Source organism: Sorangium sp. So ce119, assembly GCF_051524405.1.
GTDB lineage: Bacteria > Myxococcota_A > Polyangia > Polyangiales > Polyangiaceae > Sorangium > Sorangium cellulosum_G.
Genome location: NZ_CP150310.1, coordinates 5,478,857 through 5,502,786 on the forward strand (window position 1 = coordinate 5,478,857; position 23,930 = coordinate 5,502,786).

The 23,930-nt window shown below is 73.1% G+C and carries 21 protein-coding genes; 11 read left to right on the forward strand and 10 right to left on the reverse strand.

From position 1 onward, the window contains the following. The first annotated feature begins 317 nt into the window (after window positions 1-317). From WME76_RS20525 to WME76_RS20545, 5 genes are all read left to right on the forward strand, one after another. Window positions 318-4,271 (forward strand): M36 family metallopeptidase, encoded by a 3,954-nt coding sequence (locus tag WME76_RS20525; RefSeq protein ID WP_437961765.1) that lies wholly within the window; start codon window positions 318-320, stop codon window positions 4,269-4,271. Between the two features lie 210 nt (window positions 4,272-4,481). Beyond that, complete coding sequence (locus tag WME76_RS20530) at window positions 4,482-5,141, forward strand: carbonic anhydrase (protein WP_437961766.1); 660 nt, start codon at window positions 4,482-4,484, stop codon at window positions 5,139-5,141. Between the two features lie 303 nt (window positions 5,142-5,444). Then, window positions 5,445-6,335 (forward strand): SCE4755 family polysaccharide monooxygenase-like protein, encoded by an 891-nt coding sequence (locus tag WME76_RS20535; RefSeq protein WP_437961767.1) that lies wholly within the window; start codon window positions 5,445-5,447, stop codon window positions 6,333-6,335. A gap of 92 nt (window positions 6,336-6,427) precedes the next feature. Further along, on the forward strand, window positions 6,428-8,299 hold the full coding sequence (locus WME76_RS20540) for a DUF885 domain-containing protein (protein ID WP_437961768.1): 1,872 nt from the start codon (window positions 6,428-6,430) through the stop codon (window positions 8,297-8,299). 139 nt (window positions 8,300-8,438) lie between these two features. Next, window positions 8,439-8,684, forward strand: coding sequence for a hypothetical protein (locus WME76_RS20545; protein WP_437961769.1), 246 nt, complete (start codon window positions 8,439-8,441; stop codon window positions 8,682-8,684). A 97-nt stretch (window positions 8,685-8,781) separates the two neighbouring features. Here the strand turns inward: WME76_RS20545 and WME76_RS20550 are convergent, their stop codons facing one another. The 4 genes from WME76_RS20550 to WME76_RS20565 all read right to left on the reverse strand — a co-directional run bounded on the left by WME76_RS20550 (window position 8,782) and on the right by WME76_RS20565 (window position 11,901). After that, entirely contained in the window at window positions 8,782-9,168 is a 387-nt protein-coding gene (locus tag WME76_RS20550; RefSeq protein ID WP_437961770.1) for a type II toxin-antitoxin system VapC family toxin, read from the reverse strand. Beyond that, a complete protein-coding gene (locus WME76_RS20555) occupies window positions 9,165-9,446 on the reverse strand; it encodes a type II toxin-antitoxin system Phd/YefM family antitoxin (RefSeq protein WP_437961771.1) in 282 nt (93 codons plus the stop codon). The genes WME76_RS20550 and WME76_RS20555 overlap by 4 nt, the downstream gene beginning before the upstream one ends. A gap of 136 nt (window positions 9,447-9,582) precedes the next feature. Continuing rightward, window positions 9,583-10,107 carry a hypothetical protein gene (locus WME76_RS20560; RefSeq protein ID WP_437961772.1) on the reverse strand — a complete coding sequence of 175 codons (525 nt, stop codon included), beginning with the start codon at window positions 10,105-10,107 and terminating at the stop codon, window positions 9,583-9,585. Window positions 10,108-10,257: 150 nt separating this feature from the next. Beyond that, a complete protein-coding gene (locus WME76_RS20565; protein WP_437961773.1) occupies window positions 10,258-11,901 on the reverse strand; it encodes a di-heme-cytochrome C peroxidase in 1,644 nt (547 codons plus the stop codon). Window positions 11,902-12,369: 468 nt separating this feature from the next. Between WME76_RS20565 and WME76_RS20570 the strand changes: the two genes are divergently transcribed. The 3 genes from WME76_RS20570 to WME76_RS20580 all read left to right on the forward strand — a co-directional run bounded on the left by WME76_RS20570 (window position 12,370) and on the right by WME76_RS20580 (window position 16,568). After that, window positions 12,370-13,284 carry a hypothetical protein gene (locus WME76_RS20570; protein ID WP_437961774.1) on the forward strand — a complete coding sequence of 305 codons (915 nt, stop codon included), beginning with the start codon at window positions 12,370-12,372 and terminating at the stop codon, window positions 13,282-13,284. Between the two features lie 64 nt (window positions 13,285-13,348). Continuing rightward, window positions 13,349-14,911 carry an ATPase domain-containing protein gene (locus WME76_RS20575; protein WP_437961775.1) on the forward strand — a complete coding sequence of 521 codons (1,563 nt, stop codon included), beginning with the start codon at window positions 13,349-13,351 and terminating at the stop codon, window positions 14,909-14,911. 10 nt (window positions 14,912-14,921) lie between these two features. Beyond that, window positions 14,922-16,568 carry an ATP-binding protein gene (locus WME76_RS20580; RefSeq protein ID WP_437961776.1) on the forward strand — a complete coding sequence of 549 codons (1,647 nt, stop codon included), beginning with the start codon at window positions 14,922-14,924 and terminating at the stop codon, window positions 16,566-16,568. A gap of 53 nt (window positions 16,569-16,621) precedes the next feature. Here the strand turns inward: WME76_RS20580 and WME76_RS20585 are convergent, their stop codons facing one another. Next, complete coding sequence (locus WME76_RS20585; protein WP_437961777.1) at window positions 16,622-17,923, reverse strand: ABC1 kinase family protein; 1,302 nt, start codon at window positions 17,921-17,923, stop codon at window positions 16,622-16,624. Between the two features lie 35 nt (window positions 17,924-17,958). On the opposite strand from WME76_RS20585, the gene ybaK reads away from it, so the two are divergent. Together ybaK and WME76_RS20595 are read left to right on the forward strand one after the other, a co-directional pair. Next, on the forward strand, window positions 17,959-18,444 hold the full coding sequence (gene ybaK, locus WME76_RS20590; RefSeq protein ID WP_433926172.1) for a Cys-tRNA(Pro) deacylase: 486 nt from the start codon (window positions 17,959-17,961) through the stop codon (window positions 18,442-18,444). 77 nt (window positions 18,445-18,521) lie between these two features. Continuing rightward, on the forward strand, window positions 18,522-19,346 hold the full coding sequence (locus tag WME76_RS20595) for a hypothetical protein (RefSeq protein WP_437961778.1): 825 nt from the start codon (window positions 18,522-18,524) through the stop codon (window positions 19,344-19,346). 148 nt (window positions 19,347-19,494) lie between these two features. On the opposite strand, the gene WME76_RS20600 is transcribed toward WME76_RS20595, so the two are convergent. Beyond that, window positions 19,495-20,016: a DUF2243 domain-containing protein gene (locus WME76_RS20600; protein ID WP_437961779.1), complete on the reverse strand. Its 522-nt coding sequence runs from the start codon at window positions 20,014-20,016 to the stop codon at window positions 19,495-19,497. Between the two features lie 236 nt (window positions 20,017-20,252). On the opposite strand from WME76_RS20600, the gene WME76_RS20605 reads away from it, so the two are divergent. Further along, complete coding sequence (locus WME76_RS20605; protein WP_437961780.1) at window positions 20,253-21,029, forward strand: hypothetical protein; 777 nt, start codon at window positions 20,253-20,255, stop codon at window positions 21,027-21,029. Between the two features lie 109 nt (window positions 21,030-21,138). Here WME76_RS20605 and WME76_RS20610 read toward each other — a convergent pair whose 3' ends face one another. From WME76_RS20610 to WME76_RS20625, 4 genes are all read right to left on the reverse strand, one after another. Then, window positions 21,139-21,576, reverse strand: a complete 438-nt coding sequence (locus WME76_RS20610) for an HNH endonuclease (RefSeq protein ID WP_437961781.1) — start codon at window positions 21,574-21,576, stop codon at window positions 21,139-21,141. Next, complete coding sequence (locus tag WME76_RS20615; protein WP_437961782.1) at window positions 21,573-21,956, reverse strand: hypothetical protein; 384 nt, start codon at window positions 21,954-21,956, stop codon at window positions 21,573-21,575. The genes WME76_RS20610 and WME76_RS20615 overlap by 4 nt, the downstream gene beginning before the upstream one ends. A gap of 62 nt (window positions 21,957-22,018) precedes the next feature. Further along, window positions 22,019-22,378, reverse strand: coding sequence for a hypothetical protein (locus WME76_RS20620; RefSeq protein ID WP_437961783.1), 360 nt, complete (start codon window positions 22,376-22,378; stop codon window positions 22,019-22,021). A 111-nt stretch (window positions 22,379-22,489) separates the two neighbouring features. Further along, complete coding sequence (locus WME76_RS20625; RefSeq protein ID WP_437961784.1) at window positions 22,490-23,878, reverse strand: MFS transporter; 1,389 nt, start codon at window positions 23,876-23,878, stop codon at window positions 22,490-22,492. Window positions 23,879-23,930: the final 52 nt, after the last annotated feature.

Sequence of the window (23,930 nt, forward strand, 5' to 3'; positions counted from 1 at the left end):
AGGCGACGGGCTCAACATGACATTCATGGATTCATGAGGCGCGCCACAAGGCCTCCTTGCGATTTCCATCATGAGCTCGCTTCCGCCCCATTTGCATCGTGGCGCAGGGCCGACGAGACCGCATGAGAGGCGCCTTACGGGGCGTGTCAGAGCGCGAGACGCCGAGCTTCCCTTGCACGCACGCTGTGGCTAGGGTGCCTGGCGTCGCGGATTCGACGGGTGGGCGCGAGGCGCCCCGGGGACGCTGCGCGCGGCCATCTCTGTCTCGCGCGCGTCCGGCCAGGCGTCGTTCCCTCGGAGTCGGAGAATCGAGGAACATGAAGGTTTCAGTTCGGTACACCGCGCTTTCGTTCGCGCTGCTCGCCGGCCCACTCGCCCACGCGCGGGAGCGCCCGAACCACGACGCCTATTACAAGGAACCGGCGGCGCTGCCCGCCGGCGTGGCCCGCGTCGCGCAGGACGATGTGCCGGGCGCCGTCGTCGCCTCGACCGATCCGCAGCGCGGCGTGCCCACCTTCGTATGGGCGACCTCGCCGGAGCACCGCCCGCCCGCCGCGACGCACAGCTCGGCCGAGGCCGCCGCCCGCTGGTACGTGCAGCGGTACGCGCGCCTCTACAACCTGCCGCAGGCCGCGCTCGACACCGCCGTGGTGCGGCACGTGCACGACACCGGGCGCGGCGGCATCGTCGTGACGCTCGGCCAGGACGTCGACGGGGTCCCCGTCTTCCGCAGCGAGCTCAAGGTGCTCATGAAGCGCGACCTCGCGCTGGTCGCCCTCGCGGGCAACCTGCACGCGTCCGCCGTCGCGCTGCCGCCAGGCGCCGGCTCGCTGCGGGCCGGCTCGAAGCGCAGCCGCGCGTTCTCGCGCGCGCCGGCCCAGGCGGTCGTCCGCGCGGTGCGCGACGCGCACGGCGTCGACATCAAGACGGTCGACCTCCGCGAGCTGCCCGGGACGAAGGGCGGGTATCGGACGTTCGAACTCGCGGACACCGGGCACGCGCGCTCGCGCCTCGGGAGCCTGCGCTTCACCCAGCCGGCGCGCGTCAAGAAGGTCCTCTTTCCGCTGCCCGACCGGCTCGTGCCCGGCCACTTCGTCGAGCTCATCTCCGGGGACGCCACGAGCACGAGCTCCGAGGCGTATGCGTGGGTGTTCGGGGCCGACGACGGGCGGTATCTCTACCGGGAGAACCTCTCCCACGCCGCCGCGTTCGATTACCGGGTCTGGGCCGAGGAGGGGGGCAAGCACGTCCCGCTCGACGGGCCGCTCGCGGATTTCTCGCCGCACCCGACCGGGCAGCCGAACGGCTTCAGCCCGCGGTTCATCGCGCCGAGCCTCATCTCGATCGAGGGCTTCAACACGAGCCCGGGCGGCGGCGCCGACCCGTGGCTGCCGGACGACGCGACCTCGACCCGCGGCAACAACGTCGACGCCTACGCGGACCACAGCGCGCCCGACGGGTTCTCCAGCGGCGACACGCGCGCGACGCTCACGGGGCCGCGCGCGTTCGACCACGTCTACGACCCGTCGGCCGAGCCGCTCGCCGATCCCGAGCAGATCATGGCGGCGGTCACCCAGGTCTTCTACGTCACGAACTGGCTCCACGACTGGTACTACGACTCCGGCTTCAACGAGGCCGCCGGCAACGCGCAGCGCGACAACCTCGGCCGGGGCGGTCTCGACGGCGACCCGCTCCTCGCGGAGGCGCAGGACGACGCGCCCGGCGGCAGCCGCGACAACGCGAACATGGACGCGACGTACGACGGCGCGCCGCCGCGCATGCAGATGTACCTGTGGTCGGGGCCGGACCAGCGGTCGCTGAGCGTCACGCCGCAGAACGCCAGCTACGCCTCGAACACGGCCATGTTCGGGCCCCAGCAGTACGAGGTGACCGGCGAGCTCGCCCTCGGCGAGGACGACACCGCGCCCCGGGGCGACGCGTGCGGGCCGGTCACGAGCGACGTGGCCGGCAAGATCGCCCTGGTCGACCGGGGCGGGTGCACCTTCGCCGAGAAGGCGCAGAACGCGCAGGCGGCCGGCGCCGTCGGCGTGCTCATCGCCAACAACCGCGACAGCGACGGGGCCCCGCGGCTGGCCGGCGAGGCGCCGGACGTGACGACGCCGGCCCAGAGCATCTCGCTGGAGGACGGCCGCGCGCTCAGGGCCGCGCTCGCCGGCGGGGGCGAGCCGCTCACGGTCACGATGACCCGCGAGGCCAGCGTGGAGCGCGACGGCACGATCGACAACACCATCGTGGCGCACGAGTGGGGCCACTACATCCACCTCCGCCTGGTCCCGTGCGGCACGCAGATGTGCGGCGCGCAGAGCGAGGGGTGGGGCGACTTCATCGCGCTGCACATGATGATCCGCGACGGCGACGACCTCGACGGCGTCTACCCGATCTCGGGCTACGGGAGCGCGGCGATGGGCGACATCTACTTCGGCATCCGCCGCGCGCCCTACTCCGTCGATTTCTCGAGGAACGGGCTGACGTTCAGGCACATCGCCGATGACGCGCGCCTCCCCGACCACCCGCTCAGCGTCACGGCGCCCGAGAACTCCGAGGTGCACAACGCCGGCGAGGTCTGGGCGAGCATGCTGTTCGAGGCGTACGTCGCGCTGATCCGGCACGGCGGCGACCTGACCCCGCCGCGCGCGTTCGAGCAGACCCGGCGGCGGATGAGCGACTACGTCGTGGCGGGCATGAAGCTCGCCCCGGCGAACCCGACGTTCACCGAGCAGCGCGACGCGATCCTGGCCGCGGCGCTCGCCAGCGATCACGGCGACTTCCTCGCGCTGGCCGAGGCGTTCGCGCGGCGGGGCGCCGGCACGTGCGCCGCGTCGCCGCGCGCCGACGCGTACGACCTCTCCGGCGTGGTCGAGAGCTTCAAGGTGCAGCCGGAGATCTCGCTGGTCCGCGCGGAGCTCGACGACAGCGCCGGCTCCTGCGACCGCGACGGGCTGCTCGACGCGGAGGAGTCCGGCACCGTCACGATCGAGATCGTCAACCGGGGCACGGCGCCGCTGACCGGGGCGGTGGCCACGGTCGAGGGGCCGGGCGGCGGGGTGACGTTCCCGGACGGCGGGCGCGTGTCGTTCGGCGACGTCGCGCCGTTCGCGACCGGGACGGCGAAGGTGGCGGTGAAGCTCGACCGGACCGTCGCGCCGTCCGAGGACCTGAAGCTCAGCCTGACGCTGAAGAGCGCCGAGGCGTGCACGCCGACGCGGGTGGAGGCGCTGGTGCGGCGCGTGAACTACGACGAGGTCCCGGCGTCGTCGGCGATCGACGCCGTGGAGACGCAGAGCACGACGTGGACCGTCGAGGGTCTCTCCAGCGAGCTCGTCTGGTCGCGCGCCGAGGGCGCCGCGTCGAACCGCGTGTGGCGCGGGGTCGACCTCGGGAGCCTGTCCGACGCGACGCTTGTGTCGCCCGCCCTGAAGGTGAGCGAGACCGAGCGCTTCGTGCTGACCTTCGCGCACCGCCACCAGTTCGAGGCGAGCGACGGGCTGTTCTGGGACGGCGCGGTGATCGAGATCAGCGCCGACGGCGGCGAGACGTGGGAGGACCTCGGGAGGCACGCGGACCCGGGCTACAGCGGGAGGATCACCCATGAATCGGGCAATCCGCTGGGCCGGCGGAGGGGGTATGTCGGCGAGAGCCCCTCGTGGCCCGACCTCGACCGGGTGGCGGTCGACCTGGGGACGGCGTTCGCCGGCAAGACGGTGCGGGTACGGTTCCGGGTGGGCACGGACGAGGCCGCGGGCGACACCGGCTGGGAGCTGGACGACATCGGGTTCGCGGGCGTGACCAGCAAGCCGTTCGCGACGATCGTCCCCGACACGGCGTCGTGCCAGGGAGGGCCGGCGGCGGACGCCGGCGCGGACCAGACGGTCGCTGTCGGCGAGCTGGTGACGCTCGACGCGTCGGGGAGCTCGGATCCCGAGGAGGACGCGCTGACGTTCACCTGGACGCAGACGGCGGGGCCGGCGGTCGAGCTGACCGGCGACGGCCCGCGCGCGACCTTCGTGGCGCCCGAGGTGGCGGCGGCGACGACCTTCGCGTTCGAGGTGAAGGTCAGCGACGGGGTGCTGGAGGCGACCGACCAGGTGAGCGTGGTGGTCGATCCGGCGAAGGAGCTGTCGGACGAGCCGGCCGACGACGCGTGCGGGTGCGCGGTCCCCGGGGGCGGCGCGCCGCGCGGGGCGCTCGCGGGGCTCGGCGCGGTGGCGGCCGTCGCGGCGCTGGCGAGGCGGCGGCGGAGGGGCGCGTGAAGCGCACGTAGCGAGCGAGGCCGGCCGCGCGGGGCAGCCGTGCGGCCCGTCCTTCGCCGGAACCCGGCATCGTCCAACCCGGGTCGCCACGGCAGCGCGCGGGCAGCCGGGGCGGTGGGCCGAGAACGGAAGGCCCGAACGAGGGCCGTCCAAGACAGACATCCTGCCCGTTGACGCGCGCTGTGGGCTCCACCAGGGTGGCCGCGAACCATGGGAATCAGCAACAATCCACCCTCCCTGCCCGTCATGTCCGCCGAACAGGCGCTGCAGCGGCTGATCGAGGGCAACCGGCGCTTCGTGGACGACATCCGCAGCGAGGAGGTCGTCCTGGGAAAGCGGGCGCGGGCCGCGCTCGTGGACGGGCAGCGGCCCTTCGCCATCATCCTCTGCTGCTCGGACTCCCGGGCGCCGGCGGAGCTCATCTTCGATCAGGGGCTCGGCGAGCTGTTCGTCATCCGGGTGGCGGGCAACGTGGTCGCGCCCTCGCTGATCGGCAGCGTGGAGTTCGCCGCCGCCGCCTTCGGGACCCGCCTCGCGGTGGTGATGGGCCACTCGCGCTGCGGCGCCATCGACGCCACGGTGCGCGAGCTGCTCCAGGAGGAGGACGGCGGCCTGCTCACCGACAACATCCGCGATATCGTCGAGCGCTGCCGATCCCCCGTGGAGACGGTGCTGAGCGTCGCCGGCCGCGACGCGCCGAGGGACTTCCTGATGCGCGAGGCGATGCGCGCCAACGTGCGCAACTCGTGCGCTCACCTCCGGCACGGCAGCCGCCTGCTGGAGCGGCTCTGCGCCGAGGAGAGCATGGCGATCGTCGGCGCAGAATACGCGCTCGAGACCGGCCAGGTGACGTTCTTCGACCGCGGGTGAGGCCCGCCCGCGGCGCCTCGGCGGGACGCCGGCGCGCGCCGCGCGGTTCATCGCGACCGCGCGTGACAGCCCCGGAGTCGGATGCTCGCCTGCGGCGAGATCGCGTGTCGTCGCCACGGCAAGTTCGAGTGTGGGTGTCGTCCCCGCGGCAAGTTCGAGTGTGGGTGTCGTCCCCGCGCGCCCGTTCGGGCTTGGCGGCGGGCAGGCGGTGGTGGAGAGTAGGCGCCGCGCCGTCCTGGGACACGAACCAGCGAGTCCACACGGGCGCGGACCCGAGACCACCTCCCGAGATAGAAAAATACGATGCGAACATCACGAACGAGAACCAAGGCGTTGTGGCGCGCGCCCGCGGCGGCGCTGGCCGCGGCGGCGGTCTCTGCCATCGCCCCGGCCGTGGCGCATGCCCACTTTTCCCTGCTCGAGCCGGCTTGCGCCACGGAGCAGGACCGCCTCGGCAACCCGCAGAAGAGCGCGCCCTGCGGCCAGGCGGATCCCGGGATGCCGGCGGAGGCGACAGGCGCCGTGACCACCTATGTCCAGGGTCAGACGATCACCCTGAGGCTCACGGAGCCCATATTTCACCCGGGCCACTACCGTGTCTCGATCGCGCCCGATCCCGAGTCCCTCCCCCCGGATCCGGAGGTGACCCCCGGCTCCACGCCGTGCGGCTCCACCGTGATCGAGACCGCCCCGAAGCTCCCCCTCGTGGCAGACGGCCTGCTGGTCCACACCGAGGCGTTCACGGGCGAGCAATCTGTCGAGATCAAGCTCCCCGACGATCTGACCTGCGACAACTGCACGCTGCAGGTCAGTGAGTTCATGTCGAACCACGCGCTCAACGACCCAGGCGGCTGCTTCTACCACCACTGCGCGACGGTCACGATCGTCCCGCGTGAGGGCGGAGGCGCGGGGTCCGGCGGCGCAGGCGGCGGCGCAGGCGGCGGCGCTGCACCGAGCAGCGTGAGCAGCAGCAGCGGCTCCGGCGAGGGCAGCGCCGCGTCCGCCGGCGGCAGCGCCGGCGACGGCGGCGCCGCGCCCGCCGGCGATGGCGGGAGCGCCGGGACGGACGCTTCCGATCCCTCCTCCGATTCGTCCGGTTGCGGATGCCGTGTCGGCGCCGCCGAGAGCCCCACCATGGCCGGCATCGCGGGCCTGCTCGCGCTCGGGCTCCTTCGCTGGCGACGCCGCCGCTGAGCCTGCGTGGGCGCGCGAGGCGACGGCATCGCGCGCTCCACGTCGACCGGGCAGCGGTTGGCTCGCGGCGGCGCCTGTGCAAGACGTGGCCCATGGCACTGCGCGCGCTCCGCAAGCTCTCCCTCGTTCCCCTGCTCGTGGCCGCCTGTGCCCGCGACGCGCCGCCCCCCGCGGCCGCGCCGGCTCCCCTGCCCGCGCCGGCGACCCCGGCGGCCGCGAGCGCCGCGCCTGCTGCGCCCGGCTCGCCCGCGGCGGCCCCGCGGCTCCCTGCCTGGGTGGAGCGCAGCAACGAGCACGCGCAGGTCCTGCTCGACGTCGTCGCCAGGTTCTCGCCGGAGCACGCAGGATCGCTGGGGATCGAGCGCGCGGATCAGGAGATCACCGATCTCTCGCCGGGGATCGACGCGCGGGAGCGCGCCGCCTACCGCGAGGCGATCGTGGAGCTCCAGAAGCGGCGAGAGTCCGAGAAGGACCCGGCCGTCGCCGAAGATCTGCAGATCATGCTGGACGACGCGGACCGGGCCGTCCGCGGCTCCGAGCTGGAGGAGAAGTACCGGGTCACCTACGTGCACGTCACGGGGCTCGTGTTCGAGGGCATCTCGGTCCTGCTCGACGACCGGGTGCCGCCGTCGCGGCGCGCAGCGGCCCTCACGCGGCTCCGGAAGTACGCCGGTATGGAGAGCGGCCATGCGCCGATCGCCGAGCGGGCCAGAGCGAGGCTCCTCCAGGAGCTCGGCAAGCCCGGGCTGGTCGCCCCCTCGAAGATGGAGATCGAGCGGCACCTCGCCACGAACGCGCGCGTGCGCGAGGGCATCGGTGAGCTGTTCCGGAAATACGCTATCAGCGGCCATGAAGAGCCGCTCGCGGCGCTGAATCGCCAGCTCGAGGCGTACGACGCGACGCTGCGCGCGGAGGTGCTCCCCAGGGCGCGGACCGACTTCGCGTTGCCGCCGCCGCTCTACGCGCACGCGCTGGAGCGGTATGGCGTCGATCTCCCGCCCGCCGAGCTCGTGCCGCTGGCTCACGCCGCCTTCGATGACCTGAAGGCGCAGATGCAGAAGCTCTCCGTGCCGATCGCCAGGGCGCGCAAGCTGCCGAGCGCGGACTACCGCGAGGTGATCCGCGCATTGAAGAAGGAGCAGCTCGTGGGCGAGGCGATCTTGCCGCATTACAAGGAGCGGCTCGCCCAGATCGAGCAGATCATCAGGAAGGAGCGCCTCGTCACGCTGCCCGAGCGGCCCGCGCGCATCCGGCTCGGCACCGCCGCCGAGAGCGCCGAGGTGCCCGCGCCGCACATGCGGCCGCCGCGGCTGCTCGACAACCAGGGGGAAGCGGGGGAGTTCGTGCTGCCGCTCAGCCTCCCGGGGCCCCCTGGATCGCCGGAGGAGCTGCGGAAGGTCGACGACTTCACCCACGCGGCGGCGTCGTGGACGCTCACCGCCCACGAGGCGCGCCCCGGGCACGAGCTCCAGTTCGCGTCGATCGTCGAGCGCGGCGTGTCGATCGCCCGGGCCATCTTCGCGATGAACAGCGCCAACGTGGAGGGGTGGGGCCTCTACGCGGAGGCCATCGTGCTCCCGTTCATGCCGCCCGAGGGGCAGCTCGTGTCGCTGCAATACCGCCTGTTGCGGGCCGCGCGCGCCTTCCTGGATCCGGAGCTCCAGGCCGGCAAGATCACGCCGGCGGCGGCGCGCGCCTTCCTGGAGAAGGAGGTTGTGCTGTCGACGCCGCTCGCGCAGTCCGAGGTGGAGCGCTACACGTTCCGCGCGCCGGGACAGGCGACCTCGTACTTCTACGGCTTCACCCGGCTGATGGAGATCCGGGCAGAGGCCGAGTCCCGGATGGGCCCGCGCTTCGACGCGCAGCGGTTTCACGATTTCGTGCTCGCCCAGGGGATCTTGCCGCCGAAGCTGCTGCGCAAGGCGGTGACCGAGCGGTTCGTGGGGGCGCAACAGGCGCTCTGAGCGAGGAAGCGAGGAAGCGAGGAAGCGAGGAAGCGAGAAGAAGCGCGCGACACGCCGCGATCCAGCGCGGGATCCCCTTGCGGCTCCCCTCGCCGGCTCCAGTTGCCGTGGAGGGCACGAGGACGCCGGAGGAGAACGCATGGAAACGAGCGACGTGGCGGCGGTGACGCGGCAGCCGGGAGCGCCTGGCAGGGCGGCGGCCTGGCCCGAGAACGAGGCGAGCGAGGCGCGCGCGCAGCGGGTGCCGGAGACACCGGTCGACCGCGGCGGCGCGCTATGGCCCCGCGAGACGTCGGATGCGCCGCGCGAGCCCGTCGACGAGGCTTCGGAGCTGTCGTTTCCGGCGAGCGACCCCCCGTTCTGGGCGCCGAGCTGGCCGTGCTGAGCGGCGGGGGCACCCGCTGGCCGGGCTCAGGGGCGTGTGTCCGCGAGCTCGGCGTGCGTTCACGGGCGTCCAGACGGGCTCAGCGAACGCATACGGCTCAGCCGATACGCTCGACGCCGTAAGCATCGAAGGCGACGTCTTGGCTCACGATCGGGATGTCCTCGACGAGCGCCTGCGCGACCATGATTCGGTCGAATGGATCGCGGTGATGGAACGGCAACACGCTCACGCGCGCGACGTGCCGTAGCGTGATATCGAGCAAGGCGATGTCGTTCATCATCATATGCCGCCCGATGAACGCCTCGACATCGCCGGGGACCGTCAGCTTGCCCAGGCTCACCTTGATGGCGATTTCCCACGGGCTCGCAACGCTCATCACCAGATGATTCTCGGGCTCCTCCAGGGACCTTTTCGCCTCGGCGCTGAGCTGAGGGTCATTCGCGAGGAACCAGAGGAAAGCATGCGTGTCGACCAGCAGCCTCACCGCTCATACTCCGCGAAATCATCGAGCGGCGCGTCGAAATCCGGAGCCATCCAGATCTGCCCAGCGGCGCCGCCAGCCTTCCGCGGCTTCCGGCGTGTCTCGGCGGGTGCAGGCACTGGAACGAGCTGCACCGCCGCCCCGCCATGCACGATCACGACCGCCTCCCCGCCGCGCGCGGCGCCCATCAGCTCGTCGAGGCGGGCCAGCGCTTCGTCCAGTGTAACCTGCACCATGACGCCTCGAGGATAGCGCAGCGGTGGCCAGAGCAGGAGGAACACGCCGAGGTTTTCCGCGCTGACGCTCGCCTGGAGTCCCGGGAGTTCGCCCTACCGGCGCTCCTCTGGCACGGGAACGAGCGCCTCCACCGGTCCGCTGGCTCGCGACGCCGCCGAGCGCGTCCGCCGGCAGCGCCGATCACGGCTCGGGAGCGTTCTCCTGGACCCACCTGCGCGCGCTCTCGGTGGTGAGCTTGAAGTCCGCGGGCACCCTCGACCGCGCCACGACCTCCCCCGCCGCGTCGTGCACGGTGAGGATGGCGTGGGGGTCGTCCTCGTCGGGCACCACGTCGAGGTCCACCCGCACCCGCGCGCCGCCCTCGGCCGTCGTGGTCACGCTCCGGTGGAGCAGCGCCCGGCGCTGCTGGACGTGCCGCGCCAGCACCTCGTTCGCCGTCTTCACGAGCGTGGCGAAGGCGCTCGCGTCGAGGGGCTTCGGGTTCTTCTTGTCGCGCCCCATCGTCCACGGCCCCACGAGCGACGGCTCGCTCTGGCCGTCGCACGTCATCTCGACGGCCCACCCGTCATCGTCCTCGTTCTTGATGACCCGCGCCGTCCACCCGCTGCCCCTCCACAGCTTCGGATCCTGGTCCTCGGGACGGATCGACCGCGCCTCCCCCGCCTCGTCCTGCGTCTCGTCCGTCGCCTCGTTCGTCGTGTCCATGGGCGCCCCGGTGTACCCGCTGGGCGCGCGCCGCGTCCACCCCGTCGAGCGCGCCTCGGTCGTTTCCTGTCAGCCCCGGCGGCTCCGGGCGTCCGGACCGGGCGCCCCGCGCGGGCGCCCGCGCCCCGCGAGGTGTCCACAGCGCGCTCGTCACAGCGTCTTCAGGTACTCGATGAGCTCCCACCGCTCCGCATCGGTCAGCGCCGGCCCGATCACGCCCTTTCCGCGCGGCCCGTCGCGGTACTCGTGCCCGGCGTTCGAGTTGCCGGGCCTGTCCGTCACGAACTCGAACCCGCCCTGGAACGGCTCCACCCGCGGGCCGACGCGCTTCGGGTCGAACTCCGTGCTCCCGAGATAGAACCGTTTCGAGCGCCGCTCCGCCGGGAGGAGGAGCTCGTAGAGGTTCGGGACAGAGCCGTTGTGGAGGTACGGCGCCGTCGCCCAGATCCCGTTCAGCTCGCGCGCCCTGTACGCGAGCGGCGCGCGCCACCGGTTCGGGCGGTATCCGTCCCACGCGCGCCGCTGCTCCGGGGACAGGCCGTACGCCTCGTACTTCGTCTCGCGGATCGCCCACGTGCCGATCTCGAGCGCCTGCGCCATCCCCAGCGTGCCGAGCCCGAGCGCCCCCAGATCCGCCGTGCGCTCGTTGAAGCTGACGGCGTGCGCCGGATCGGTGCCGATCAGGTCGAGCGGGGACATCGTCGCTCTCCGGAAGCGCTTTCCGTGCTCGTTCGGGCGCGTCAGCCCGGGATCATGGCAGCTCGCGCAGTGCCTCCGGAAGAGCCGCCTGCCGCGGGCCGCCTGCTCCTGGTCGACGCGGCCGAACAGGTGCTCCGGCCAGCGCGGGGCGCGGAGCTTCTCGACCTGCTGCTCGATGAGGTGCAGGTTGTCCACACGGATGCTCGACCGGACTTCCATCCTCGTCCCCTGCGCGTCCGGGATGAGCTGCGTGTGCGTGCCGACGCCCAGCGCCTCCGCGATGTTGCGCGCCATGGGCTGCATGATGGATCCGTTCCATTGCACCCAGTCGTACGTCGTCGCATCCCAGAGGTGCGGATAGTCGGCCGGCGCGTTCGTCGCGCGGACGTTCCTGGGGTCGAGCTGCCCGAACAGCAGGTTGCCGGCGCGCCCGAGCGCGTCCAGCCGGCCGAAGCCCGCGACCGTGGCGTGGGGCCCGCCCGCGCCCGCGCTGACCGATTGCAGCCGGACCACCTCCAGCGCCTTCTCCATCTGCCCTCGCAGGACGCGCACGGAGGCCTCATCCACCTGTTCCTCGAGGACCGCCCTGGCGAAGCGATCCAGCTTGTCGGGCGTCTTCAGGGTGCGGTCGAGCGCGTTGAAGACGGCGTCCGTGAAGGCGACGACATCGATCGTCGCCGGCCCGCCGTCGATCCGGATCTTCGTTCCACGATAGGAGATCTGGCGGGTATGACACGTCCCGCACGTGAACCCGACGTACTCCTCGCCGGTCGCGGCGTCGACGTCCCTGGCGAACCCCACGGGGAGGCGCTCCGGGTTGTCCTTCGAGCCCGGATCCTCGATGAATCGATAGCGCGCCATGGGATCGCTCGCGGCGAACCGCTCCGCGCTGTCCTCCCGCTCCAGGGCGAGGAACCACCGGAGCGGCAGGAGCCTGGTCCCCTGGGAAGCGCGGTAGAAGATCTGGCGCTCCTCGGCGCCCCATCCCTGGTCGAGGTACACGACGTCGCCCGCGCGCCCGCCGCCCTTCGAGTGCGCGCAGGCAGACGCCGCGATCACCGCGAGCGCGACGGCGCCGATCTGGATTCTCCACATGACCGCCCCCTGAATTGCCAGGCTCACCCGGACCGGCGTGAGCTCCGCCGAACGCGCGCGCCGGTCGCCGATACCGCATGTCGGAATCCCGCGAAAGGCGCTTTTTCCCGATCGGCTCTCTCGAGCGCGACAAGGCTTCATCCGCGCGCCGCCGCGGCGCACCCCCGAACAGAGCGCAGCGGCGCGACGCCTACCAGGGAGCGTACGACCCTACAAAGCCGAGTCAAGCGCGCGGCTGGCGCACGGCTCGACTCCGGTGCTCCGATGTTGGGGACGTGCGTTGCGCTATCCGCCTCTCGGGATCTCGGTCATCGGTGAGGAGCCGGAGATCGCGACAGCGCGCCGCGGCCACGGGTGCCGCCGACGCCGCCGCGCGCCGCGGCCACGGGTGCCGCCGACGCCGCCGCGCGCCGCGGCCCGGCCCGCGATCGCTGGCCGGGCGCCGCGGAGCTTGCGACACTCCCCCGCATGCTCCTCCCCCGGCGCCCCTTCCTCGCCCTCTGCGCCGCCGCCCTGGCCCCGCGCGCCGCCCTCGCCGACCCCGCCGGCCCCCCGCCGCCCTCTCCCGCCCCTGCCCCGCCCCCCTTCGAGGTGCGCGACCTCCAGGTCCCCGGCGACCGCGCCCTCGGCCGGCGGTTCACGCTGCTCGTCCCGAAGCACCTCGCCCCGGGCGAGCGCGTGCCGCTGCTCGTGCTCCTCCACGGCCTCGGCGAGACCGGCGACGAGCGCCTCGGCGCCTTCGCGTGGCTCGAGCGCTACGGCCTCGGGTCCGCCTACGAGCGGCTCCGCCGCCCGCCGCTCGGCCGCACCGCGCGCCGGAAGGACTGGACCGACGCGCGGCTCGCCGAGGTGAACGCCGCGCTCGCCGCGCAGCCGTTCCGCGGCCTCGCGGTCGCGTGCCCGTTCATGCCCAACGTCCACAAGGCGCCGAGCCCCTCCGCGGCGCTCGACGGCTACGCGCGCTGGCTCGCGGAGGTGGTCCTGCCGCGCGCCCGCGCCGAGGCGCCCGTGTTCCAGGACGCGGCCCGCACCTCGCTCGACGGCTGCTCGCTCGGCGGCTTCGTCGGGATCGAGGTGTTCCTCCGCCGGCCCGAGCTCTTCGGCGCCTGGGGCGGCGTGCAGTCCGCCATCAGCGCCCACCGCGCCCCCGCCTACGCCGACCGGCTCGCCAGGGCCGTCGCCGCGGCCGGTGCGCGCGACCTCCACCTGCTCACCAGCCAGGGCGACCCGTTCCACGACGCGAACGCCGCCCTCGCCGCGCAGCTCGCGAAGCGCTCGATTCCTCGCACTCTCCGCGTTCTTCCAGGCCCGCACGACCAGCCCTGGCTCCGCGAGGCCGGCACGATCGAGATGCTCCTCTTCCACGACCGCCGCCCGCGCTGACCCCGCGTCGCGGAGATCGCCTCTCGCCGCGCGACAACCGCGGGTCGACGCTTCAATCTACCGCATGACAGCTCCGGGGGATCACACGACCTCGCTCGCCGATAGACAGGCAGCCTCGGGCATCGAAGGCCTGGACTCCATCCTGCACGGCGGGTTTCCGCGCGAGGAGATGCACCTCGTCCAGGGCGCATCCGGCACCGGCAAGACCACGCTCGCGCTGCAATTCCTCCTCTCCGGGGCCGAGGCCGGGGAGAGCGCGCTGTACATCACGCTCGCCCAGACCAGGAGAGGGCTGGAGGCGATCGCGCGCTCCCATGGGTGGTCGCTGGAGGGCGTGACCGTGCACGATCTGTCGCCCGTCGATCTCGCGGAGGACCTCCGCGCCGAGCAGACGGTCCTGCGCACGGCGGACGTCGAGCTCGGCGAGCTCACCCGGCGGCTTCGCGAGGTGATCGAGCAGACCCAGCCTCGCCGGGTCGTCCTCGATTCGATCGGCGTCATCGCCCTGCTGGCCGGCAGCTCGGCCCGGTACCACCGGGAGATCGTGATGCTCCGGCAATTCCTCGTCGCGCGCGGGTGCACGGCGCTGTTCATCGGCGAATGGCCGTCGGAGACGCATCGAGAGGGCCCCCTCAACACCGAGTTTCACAGCATCGCCGCCTGCGTGATCCACATGGAGCACTCGGCCCGGGACTTCGGCGAGGTCCGGCGGCGCCTGCGGGTGATCAAGGTCCGCGGCGTCCCTTTCCGGAGCGGATACCATGACTTCCGCATCCGGACGGGCGGGCTGGTGGTCTACCCCCGACTGGAGGGGGGCCAAGGGGCGGAGTACGCCGAGTTCCGGCGACTTCAGAGCGGGATCGAGTCGCTCGACCGGCTGCTCGGGGGCGGGCTGGAGCTGGGCACCGCCTGCCTGCTCATCGGTCCGTCCGGCGCCGGCAAGAGCACGCTGGCCGCTGTCTACGCCTGCGCCGCCGCCCGGGAGGGCGACGCCGCCGCCATCTTCCTCTTCGAGGAGCGCCCGGAGACGTTCAAGGCGCGGGCCATCGGGGTGGGTATCGCGCTGCAGTCTCATCTGGACAGCGGCCGGATGACGATCGAGCAGCTCAATCCGACGGACATCACCCCGGGAGAGTTCGCGCACAGGGTCCGCGCAGCGGTCGAGGACCGCGAGGCCAAGGTCGTCGTGATCGACAGCGTGACGGGGTACTTCAACACGATGGGGGACGTCTCGTTGCTCTCGGTGCAGATGCACGAGCTGCTCAACTTCCTGAGCATCCGCGGGGTGCTCACGCTCCTCGTGGTGACCCAGGAGGGGTTCATGAGCGTCGGCCCCATCCCGGCGGTGGACGTCAGCTACCTGTCGGACTCGATCCTCTCCCTGCGGTTCTTCGAGGCGGACGGCGGCATCCGGAGGTGCGTGGCGGCCATCAAGAAGCGCAAGGGCGGGCACGAGACGACGATCCGGGAGCTGTTCATCAGCGCCGAGGGGATACGTGTCGGGGACACGCCGCTGCGGCAGTTCCGCAATCTCCTCACCGGCATTCCCGAGCCGACCGGCCCTGGCCAGGGCTCGGCGAGCCACGGGGGCATGGCGGCGAGCGAGGAGGGCGGCAGCCGTGGATAGCGCCAGCGCCGTGCCTGAGGCCTCACCGTGCGACGAGCGCGCCTTGGTGCTGGCGCCGGTGGGTCGGGACACGCCGCTGCTGTGCCAGGTCCTCGCGCGGGCAGGGATCGCGCCTGTGGCGTGCCGCGACATGGAGCAGCTCGAGGCCGCCGTGCGGGAGGGCGCGGGGGTCGTGCTGCTGACGGAGGAGGCGCTGGCGCCCGCGGCCGTGCCAGACCTCGTCGCGGCGCTGTCCGCGCAGCCATCGTGGTCCGATCTGCCCGTGGTGCTGCTGGCCGACGCGAAGCCGCTCGCGCATTCCAGCGAGGAGGCCATCGCGGCGCTGCGCGCGGCCGGCAACCTGACGGTCCTGGATCGGCCGGTCCGGGAGCTGACCCTGGTGACGGCCGTCCAGGCGGCGCTGCGGGCCCGGCGGCGGCAGTGCGAGCTCCGCGATCTGATCGCGCGGGAGCGGTCGGCGCGGAACGCCGCGGAGGCGGCGCAGGCCGTGGCGGAGGACGCGGTGCGGATCAAGGACACGTTCCTCGCCACGGTGTCCCACGAGCTCCGCAACCCGCTGAACGCGATCCTGCTCTGGACGCGCGTCCTCGGCAGCGGCCGGGCCGACGCGCCGAAGATGCAGCAGGGCCTGCAGGCGGTCGAGCGGAGCGCCCGGGCGCAATCGCGGCTCGTCGAGGACCTGCTGGACGTCTCGCGGATGATGGTGGGCAAGCTCCACCTGCGCCCGCGGGACACGGATCTGGCGCAGATCGCCGGCGCGGCGGTCGAGGCCGTCCGCCCCGCGGCGGAGGCGAAGCGGATCCAGCTCGAAGCCGCGTATGACGCCGAGGCTGGCCTCGTGCGCGTCGATCCCGACCGTATCCAGCAGGTGCTCTGGAACCTGCTGAGCAACGCCGTCAAGTTCACGCCGCCGGGCGGGCGCATCTCGATCCGGGTGTGGCGCGAGGAGGGCGAGCTCCGCATCTCGGTCGCGGACACGGGCCGCGGGATCAGCCGCGAGTTCCTCGCGTACGTGTTCGAGCGCTTCCGGCAGGCCGACACGGCGCCGCAGCGGCGGCAGGGCGGGCTCGGGCTCGGGCTCGCCATCAGCCGCCAGCTCGTCGAGCTGCACGGCGGCACCCTCTCCGTGGCCAGCGCCGGGGAGGGGCTGGGCGCGTTGTTCACGGTGGCGCTCCCCGTCGTCCCCGCCGCGGACAGGGCCGCCGCGCCGGCCGAGGGGGGCCCGCTCGCCGACAGCGCTGCCTTCATCGCGCGACCGCTGCGCGGGCTCCGGGTGCTCCTCGTGGAGGACGACCCCGACACCCGCCACGTGATGGCCTACACGCTCGGAGAGCAGGGGGCCGAGGTGACGGTGGTCGGGTCGGCCCAGGCGGCGCTGGAGGTGCTTTCGGCGGCAAACGCCGGCGGCAGGCCGAACGTGCTGGTGAGCGACCTGGGGATGCCGGACCTGGACGGCTACGAGCTGCTCCGCCGGCTCAGGGCGATGGAGGGAGAGCGGGGCGAGCCCGCGCTCCCGGCTGCGCTGGTCACGGCCTACGCCCGCACGGACGACCGGGCGCAGGCGCTGGCGGCGGGGTTCGCCGCGCACATCGCCAAGCCGGTCGACCCGGACCTGCTCGCTGCAGCGATCGAGCAGCTCGCCCGCGGGAGCGCCTGACGGCGGAGGAGGGGGCCGCGCACGCCGGGCCGGATCGCGGCGCGCTGGCCCGCCTACTCGAGCAGCCCCGCCTCCCGCAGGAACGCGCCCTCGACCGCCGCGTAGTCGGCCTCCACGTCGAGCCGCGCGAGGACCGAGTAGAACCCGAACTGGAGCCGGTTGAGGAACACCATGCCCGGCGGGAGCTGCACGAACCCGCTGTCCTTCACCAGGAACTGCTCCTTGATCGCCATCACGCCCTCCACGAGCCCCCTCACGTAGGCCCGCGTGACGCGGAACGGCGCGCTGAACAGCGGCTCGAAGCACCGCCGCGTGTACGAAAGCGAGAGCTCCTCGAACCGCCCGCCGCGCGTCCCGAGGATGCGCGCCGCGTGCCGCGCGAACGCCGCCTCGTCCTTGCGGAGCGCGGCGAGGTGCATCCCGCGCCCGTGCTCGAGCCGCGCGCCGTCGAGCGGCTCCACGCAGCCGAAATCGAGGAAGGTGACCCGGCCGTCCGGGTGAAAGAGGTAGTTGCCCGGGTGCGGATCCGCGTTGAACATCCCGCCCACGAGGTTGCCCTTGAACACGAACCGCCAGAGCGCCTCGGCGTACGCGCGCCGGGTGCGCTCGTCGCGCGTCGCCGCCTCTTCCAGGGTGGCGCCGCGCGCGAGCTCGGTGGTGAGCACCCGGCGCGCCGAGCGGGACGCGATGACCTCGGGGATGTGGATCGCCGGATCGCCCCGGTGCACGCCCGCGAAAGTGCGCTGCCGCTCCGCCTCGAGCGCGTAGTCGAGCTCCTCGAGGAAGCGCGCCCTCACCTCCGCGAACACGCGCTTCGCGTCGAGCTCCCGGGGCGCCACGGCGCCGACGATCGCCTGGATCACGCCGGCGTTCTCGAGATCGCTCGCGAGCGCCCGGTCGATCCCCGGGTGCTGGACCTTCACGGCGACCTCGCGCCCGTCCGCGAGCGCCGCGCGGTGCACCTGGCCGATGGAGGCGCTCGCGAACGGCGCGTCGTCCCAGGCCGCGAACAGCTCACCCAGCGGCGCCCCGAGGTCCTCCTCGACGATCGCGCGGATGGCAGCGGGCGACGACGTGGGCGCGGCGGCCCGGAGCGAGCGCAGCGCGGACTCGTAGGCCTCGCGCTGGGGCTCGGGGACGAAGCCATCGACGTAGCTCGCCATCTGGCCGACCTTGGCGGCGAGCCCGCGCATCGTGCCGAGCACCTCGGCGACCTGCGCCGCGGCGCTCGCGGCGGCGTCGGCGGCGTCGACTCGCCTCGAGAGCAGGTGCGCCGCCCCCGCGCGGGCGCCGAGGCCCGCGAGGCGGACGAAGCGGTTCAACCGACCCTCGGGGACCTTCTTCTCTGTCGTCATCGGCGCAGCCGGGTCGTATAGCATGGCCCGGCCCCATGAAGACGAACGCGGCGCGCATCCTCGACAGCCTCGGTATCCAGTACGAGCTGCGCACCTACGAGGTCGACCCGAGCGACCTCACCGCGAGCACGGTGGCGAGGAAGATCGGCCTGCCGCCGGAGCAGGTGTGGAAGACGCTCGTGGCGCGCGGCGATCGCCACGGCGTCTGCTTCGCTGTGGTGCCGGGCAACGCCCAGCTCGACCTGAAGGCGATGGCGCGGCTCACGGGCGACCGGAAGGTCGACACCGTGTCCTTGAAGGAGGTCCAGCCGCTCACGGGATACGTGCGCGGCGGGGTCACTGCGCTCGGCGCGAAGAAGGCTTATCCCGTTTACGCAGACGAGACGATCGAGCTCTTCGATGTCGTCTCCGTCTCGGCCGGCGTGCGCGGCACGCAGATCCTCGTGTCACCGGGCGACTACCTGCGCGCGACCAGGGCCACGGTCGGCGCCATCGCCGGGCCCGGCGGCGAGCCGGAGTGAGGGCGCCCGCCGCCGGATCGCGGTATGCTGGCGAGGCTCGGCCGCGCGGCCCGGGCGCGGCGGCGGCGACCAAGGATATGACCAGAGCGGCCTGCGACGTGCGCGATCCCATCGAGCTGAGCACCGCGGAGCTGCGGCAGCAGTGCCGGAGCAGCCACCCGTGGGAGCTCGGGCTCGGCGCGGTCCAGCTCATCGCGTCGACCGCCGCGGGGGGCGCCGTGCTCGCGGCGGCCGCGGCCTGCATTCCTGGGCTGGTCCAGTGCATCAGCGTGGGCCCGGCGTTCGCGGCGGGGCTCGTGGTCTGGGAGTCGCTCGGGGCGGCCAGGGGGTGGCTGCCGGGCGCGGCGTTCCGGGAGGAGCTCGCGTTCCGCGACTGGCACGCGGGCGTCTCGCCCTGGGTGGGGCCCCGGGCGCTGCGGCGGTGGGCAGCGCGCGCGATGGCGCGGCCGCCGGCGCCCGACTGGCTGCTCGTGCTCGAGGGCATCGCGCCGGCCGGCGGGGGGCGCCGCTGGGTCAAGGTCGAGCTCTCGCTGCCCCCGTCCTCGGCGGCCCCGTTCCGCGCGCAGGCCGCGGGCCACGCGCTCGTCCGGGCCGGCGGGGGCTGCGCCGGAGAGCCTCGCGCGCGGCGCCTCGCGCCCGAGGAGCTCGACGACCTGCAGCGGGCGCTCGCTGAGCTGCCGGAGGGGCTCTCGCTGGACCCCCACACGGCGCCCCGGAACCCGGCGGTGTTCGGCGGCCACTGCGAGCTGCTCGTCGCCAGGAGGGCGCCGTTCGCCGCGGTGCAGCTCACCTGCGCCTTCCCGTCGCTGGAGACGGCCCCGCGGGCGCCCTCGCTGTCCGTGCTGCGCCGCCTCGTCCAGATGGCATGGGAAGAGGGCGAGAGCGGCCCGTCCGCTGGATAAGGCCAGAGCCGCAGCCGGCAGGCGGGGAGCTCGACACGGTGACTTGCGCGGTGACACGAGCGCGCGTGTCCCGGTGATCCCGGCGTTCACGCCGGGTCCCGGAGACGTTTCTCGCGGCGCGCCGGCGCGCGCCACGCGCCGCGCCCGTTCATCGCGCTGACGGCCGGACCGGCGCGCCGCGGGGCGCCTCGCGCATCAGGCGCAGGCCGCCGAGCACGAGCAGGCCGCCGAACGCGAGAAATGCCAGGTCCCAGGCCGTCTGATCCGGCCCTGGACGGACGTGATGAATCTGGAGGAGGTGGTGGTCAATCACCCCCTCGACGAGGTTGAACACCCCCCAGCCCACGGCGGCGGCGCCCGGAAACGCCCTTGCTGGCAGGAGCTCCCCGCCCGTGCGCAGCGCGCTCCAGAGCCTGGTGACTCCTGCCACGGTGAGGCCGAATGCAACGACGCTGAATAGCCCGTCGGCGAAGATATTTCTCCTCACATCCTCGATGGTCGCTTCCGGGTGGCAGCTGAAGCAGATCAGGTGGTGCCACTGGAGGAGCTGATGAAACAGGATGCCATCGATGAGGCCGCCCGCGCCCATGCCGAAGAGCACCCCCGCGGTCTTCACGGCGCGCGGTGTCCTCGTGGGGAGATCGGTCGCGAACGGGCGGGCTGTGCTCATGGGATCCTCCGCGGCGACGTCATGCGAGCGCCAAACCACGGCATGTAGCCGGTGCGAACGGATGATCGGGCCGGCCGAGCGCCGGCCTTCCAGCTTCCAGCGGATGGCCTTCCGGTGGTGCTGCCGACGGTCATTTCAGCGCGGTCGCGCCCCTCTCCACTGGCCAGATCGGGACTGGCACGGCGTTGGCACATGCCCCGGCTCAACCGTTTTGAAGAAATGCTGAAAGGTGTCAGATGGATAATCGAACGAACCCGGAACACGCTGCAGGCACGTCGGAGCCGGAGCACCAGGGTCCCAGGCCGGTCCCCTACACGTACCACGATGGCCGCGAGGACTACCTCCATGTCGGCCGCCAGGGAGGCACGGAGACGGACCAGCCGGAGGCGCTGATCCCTCCCTCCCAGGGGACGTCGCCGCGTGTCCAGGCGGCGGCCGTGCCGCCGGAAGCGACCGCCCTGCCGCCCGAGGCGACCGCCCTGCCGCCCGAGGCGACCGCCCTGCCGCCCGAGGCGATGCCCCAGGCGCCGCGGCCGACGGCTCCCGCAGCGGAGCAGCGCCCTCGGCAGGGGACCCCGATGCGCGAGATCGTCACGCGCGGGCTGCGGACCGGCGCCGTGATGACGGCGGCGACGATGTGCACGATGATGGCAGCGTCCACCCTCAAGCGCGGCTCGCCGTGGGCGTCCATGAACGCGATGGCGACGGCGGTCGGGGTCGGGGGGCGCCGCGTGAGCGACCGGTTCGATCCGGTGGTCACGCCTGTAGGCATCGCGACGCTCGCCGGGGGTCTGCTCGCGTGGGGTATCGGCTACGAGAAGGCGCTCGACGCGGCGGGGCGGCGGGGCGACGCGCTCACGGGCGCGCTGTCCGCGTTCAGCGGCTTCCTGCTCGACGAGCTGGTCTTGCCCGACCGGCTCATGAAGAACTTCCGTGACAAGATGGGCGTGCTCGGCACCTTCAGCAAGTACGTCGCCCTCGGCGTCGCCAGCGGCGCAGCCCCGCGGCGGTGAGCGCGCGAGGCGCCGGCGCGATCGGCCCTCGACCTCCTCAGGCCAGGTCGAGGGCCGATCGCGCCGGCTCGATACTGCCGGGCCCGGGGTGCCGGAGAGCCTGGGAACTCTACACGGCACGTTCCGGCGGTGGATGGAGACCGGTCGCTGCCCAGTAACGACGAAGCTCGACCATCACGGGTCGATTCATGTGGAGAGCCGCCACCGTCGTGCGTCCGGCCGCCGTGCATCCGACGAGGAGCGTCGCGCCCTCGCGCCACCAAAAGTGCTCCTGCCATGTGTCGTGGATGGGATGAAACAGCGGAGCGCTCTCTCCGGTGGTCGGGTCCACGGCGTGCGTGCGCGCTGCCTTGTGGCGGTTGCACGTCGGGCAACAAAGGCAGAGGTTGTCGAGCGACGTCGTGCCGCCCGCGGATCGGGGCACGACATGATCGATCTCGAACGTCACGCCGATCAGGCTCTCGGCGCAGCGGCAGAACGCGCACCGGCCGGCATCGCGGGCGAGGATCAGCTTGCGTAGCCGGAGGGCGATCCGGCCCGCGGTCACGCCGCGGCCGTGCGGCGGCGTCCAACCTGGGCGAGCGTGTACGCCGCCCTGGCCTTCAACAGGGCGATGCGGTCGACCTCTTCCAGCAACGCGTCGAGCTCCTGCCGCTCGCCCTCGTCGAGCTCACCCCGAGAATTTCTTCGCAGGAGCGCCTTCATCCGTCGCTGGCGCCCGGGAGCGACAACGGAGCTGGACAGCGCAACGAGCTCCGTCTCGCTCATCCCTCGTAACGCCTCGAGCCCCGGCTGGCCGGACGGCTCGACGGCGGGCGCCCCGGCCTCGCGCAGGAGCGTTTCGGCGAGCTCGGCCTGCGCCTTCCGGGGCAGACGTCGCGCTGCGGCGAGGATCGTCTCCAGCTCCGAAGGGTCCAGCACGCTCATGGGTGCATGCTACCACGCCCCCCGCCCCAGGCGACCCCCAGGAGGCAGCTCCGCGCCCCTCCCTACCCCTGCCCCTCGGGCCTGCGCTCCTCCGGGCTCCGCTCGACATGCTGCGGCAGCGCCCCCACCGGCTGCGCCTCTTCCGCTTCAGCCGCGCCGCCCTCCGGCTCCGGCGGCTCCTCCTGCGGAGCCGCCGCGCCCGCGGCCGTGACGCTGGGGTCGCGCGCCTCGAGCGAGCCGGCAGGGCCTCCGCGCCCCGACTCCTCGTAGGGACCGCCGCCGAGCGTGCCCGGCGCGCGCAGCTCGGCGTCCTTCGGATGCGGCCCGTCGAGCCGGAAGATCCCCTTCGACTGATCGACCTCGTCGACTCGCCCCTTGCCCTGCGCCTGCGGTTCGGACCGCGCCTTGTCATCGCGCCCCATGGTTCCCCTCCCTCGGCCGACGCGCGCCGTGCATCTCCCGCACACGCGCGCCGCGGTTCGCTGCGTGCACGCCAGGTGCCGGCGCGCGCCGCCCCCGTCCGCCGCCCGCGCTCACGCCGGCCGCGCCGCGTCCTGCCCGCCCGTCGGGGCCTTCACCGCGACCGCCTGCGTGAGCTGCTCCGACGGCGTCCCGGCGGCCATCTGCTGCGCGATGATGAGCTCCCGCGCCTCCTGCCGCAGCCCGGGGAGCCGCGTCGCGAACACCGCCGCCGCGACCACGCAGCAGGCGCCGCCGGAGGCGACCGTCGCGGGCGCGCCGATCCGGTCCGCGAGCCAGCCCGCGAGCAGCGCGCCGAGCGGGGCCATCCCCATGAACATCATCGCGTAGACCGCCATGACGCGGCCGCGCAGCGCGTCCGGCACCATCGCCTGCACGAGCGTGTTCGACCCCGCCATCTGCACCATCATCGAGAAGCCCACGGGCACGAGCAGCGCCGCCGACAGCCAGAACGAGCGCGACAGCGCGAACAGCCCGAGCGCCACCCCGAACCCCGCGCACGCGCCGGCGACCCAGTGGCCCAGGCCCCGCAGCCGCCTGCGGCTCGCGAGGGCCAGCGCGCCGAGCAGCGCGCCCACGCCCGACGCGCCCATCAGGATGCCGAGCCCCTGCGCCCCGCCGCGGAGGATCCGGTCGGCGAAGATCGGCATCAGCACCGCGTACGGCATCGCGGTGACGCTCACGACGCCGAGCAGCAGCAGGAGCGCGCGGACCGCCCGCGTGCGCGCCACGAACCGGAAGCCCTCGCCCGTCTCCGCGAGCGCCGAGGCGCGCGCCGCGGCGGGCGGCCGGGGCGGGACGCGCATCGCCAGCAGGCTCCCGATGACCGCGAGGAAGCTCAGCCCGTTCGCGAGGAAGCACCACGCCTCGCCGATCGCGCCGACCAGGATGCCGGCCACCGCCGGCCCGACGATCCGCGCGCCGTTGAACATCGACGAGTTCAGCGCGATCGCGTTCGCGAGGTCCTCCCGGCCCACCATCTCGACCACGAACGCCTGCCGCGCCGGGATGTCGAAGGCGTTCACCACGCCGAGGAGCACGCTGAACCCGAGGATGTGCGCGACCTCGACGCGCCCGCTCATCGTGAGCGCGGCGAGCCCGAGCGCGAGCACCATCGCGGCCGACTGCGTGGCGACGAGGATGCGGTGGCGGCTCCGCCGATCGGCCACCGCGCCCCCGATCGGGGCGAGCACGAACACCGGGATCTGCGTGGCGAACCCGACCGTGCCGAGCAGCAGCGACGAGCCCGTGAGGCGGTAGACGAGCCACGACTGCGCCACCGACTGCATCCAGGTGCCGACCAGCGAGACGAGCTGCCCGGAGAAGAAGAGCTGGTAGTTCCGGTGGCGGAGCGCCCGCAGCAGCGCCGGGCGGGAGGCCGCCCGTCGCCTGCGATCGGCGGCCGCGGGGAGCGGCGCCGGTTCAGGTTCAGGCTGACGCATGGCCGCAGTATGGTGCGCCCGGCGCACGTCGCTATGCCCCGAGCCTCGGGCC

Bases quoted from the DNA above. Each gene is read 5' to 3' on its own strand.
- WME76_RS20570 (WP_437961774.1), top strand. From the start codon at position 12,370: ATGCTCCTCCCCCGGCGCCCCTTCCTCGCCCTCTGCGCCGCCGCCCTG.
- WME76_RS20620 (WP_437961783.1), bottom strand. From the start codon at position 22,378: ATGGGGCGCGATGACAAGGCGCGGTCCGAACCGCAGGCGCAGGGCAAG.
- WME76_RS20595 (WP_437961778.1), top strand. From the start codon at position 18,522: ATGACCAGAGCGGCCTGCGACGTGCGCGATCCCATCGAGCTGAGCACC.
- WME76_RS20560 (WP_437961772.1), bottom strand. From the start codon at position 10,107: ATGGACACGACGAACGAGGCGACGGACGAGACGCAGGACGAGGCGGGG.
- WME76_RS20605 (WP_437961780.1), top strand. From the start codon at position 20,253: ATGGATAATCGAACGAACCCGGAACACGCTGCAGGCACGTCGGAGCCG.
- WME76_RS20525 (WP_437961765.1), top strand. From the start codon at position 318: ATGAAGGTTTCAGTTCGGTACACCGCGCTTTCGTTCGCGCTGCTCGCC.
- WME76_RS20540 (WP_437961768.1), top strand. From the start codon at position 6,428: ATGGCACTGCGCGCGCTCCGCAAGCTCTCCCTCGTTCCCCTGCTCGTG.
- WME76_RS20625 (WP_437961784.1), bottom strand. From the start codon at position 23,878: ATGCGTCAGCCTGAACCTGAACCGGCGCCGCTCCCCGCGGCCGCCGAT.
- WME76_RS20565 (WP_437961773.1), bottom strand. From the start codon at position 11,901: ATGTGGAGAATCCAGATCGGCGCCGTCGCGCTCGCGGTGATCGCGGCG.
- WME76_RS20535 (WP_437961767.1), top strand. From the start codon at position 5,445: ATGCGAACATCACGAACGAGAACCAAGGCGTTGTGGCGCGCGCCCGCG.
- ybaK (WP_433926172.1), top strand. From the start codon at position 17,959: ATGAAGACGAACGCGGCGCGCATCCTCGACAGCCTCGGTATCCAGTAC.
- WME76_RS20615 (WP_437961782.1), bottom strand. From the start codon at position 21,956: ATGAGCGTGCTGGACCCTTCGGAGCTGGAGACGATCCTCGCCGCAGCG.
- WME76_RS20600 (WP_437961779.1), bottom strand. From the start codon at position 20,016: ATGAGCACAGCCCGCCCGTTCGCGACCGATCTCCCCACGAGGACACCG.
- WME76_RS20530 (WP_437961766.1), top strand. From the start codon at position 4,482: ATGGGAATCAGCAACAATCCACCCTCCCTGCCCGTCATGTCCGCCGAA.
- WME76_RS20585 (WP_437961777.1), bottom strand. From the start codon at position 17,923: ATGACGACAGAGAAGAAGGTCCCCGAGGGTCGGTTGAACCGCTTCGTC.
- WME76_RS20545 (WP_437961769.1), top strand. From the start codon at position 8,439: ATGGAAACGAGCGACGTGGCGGCGGTGACGCGGCAGCCGGGAGCGCCT.
- WME76_RS20575 (WP_437961775.1), top strand. From the start codon at position 13,349: ATGACAGCTCCGGGGGATCACACGACCTCGCTCGCCGATAGACAGGCA.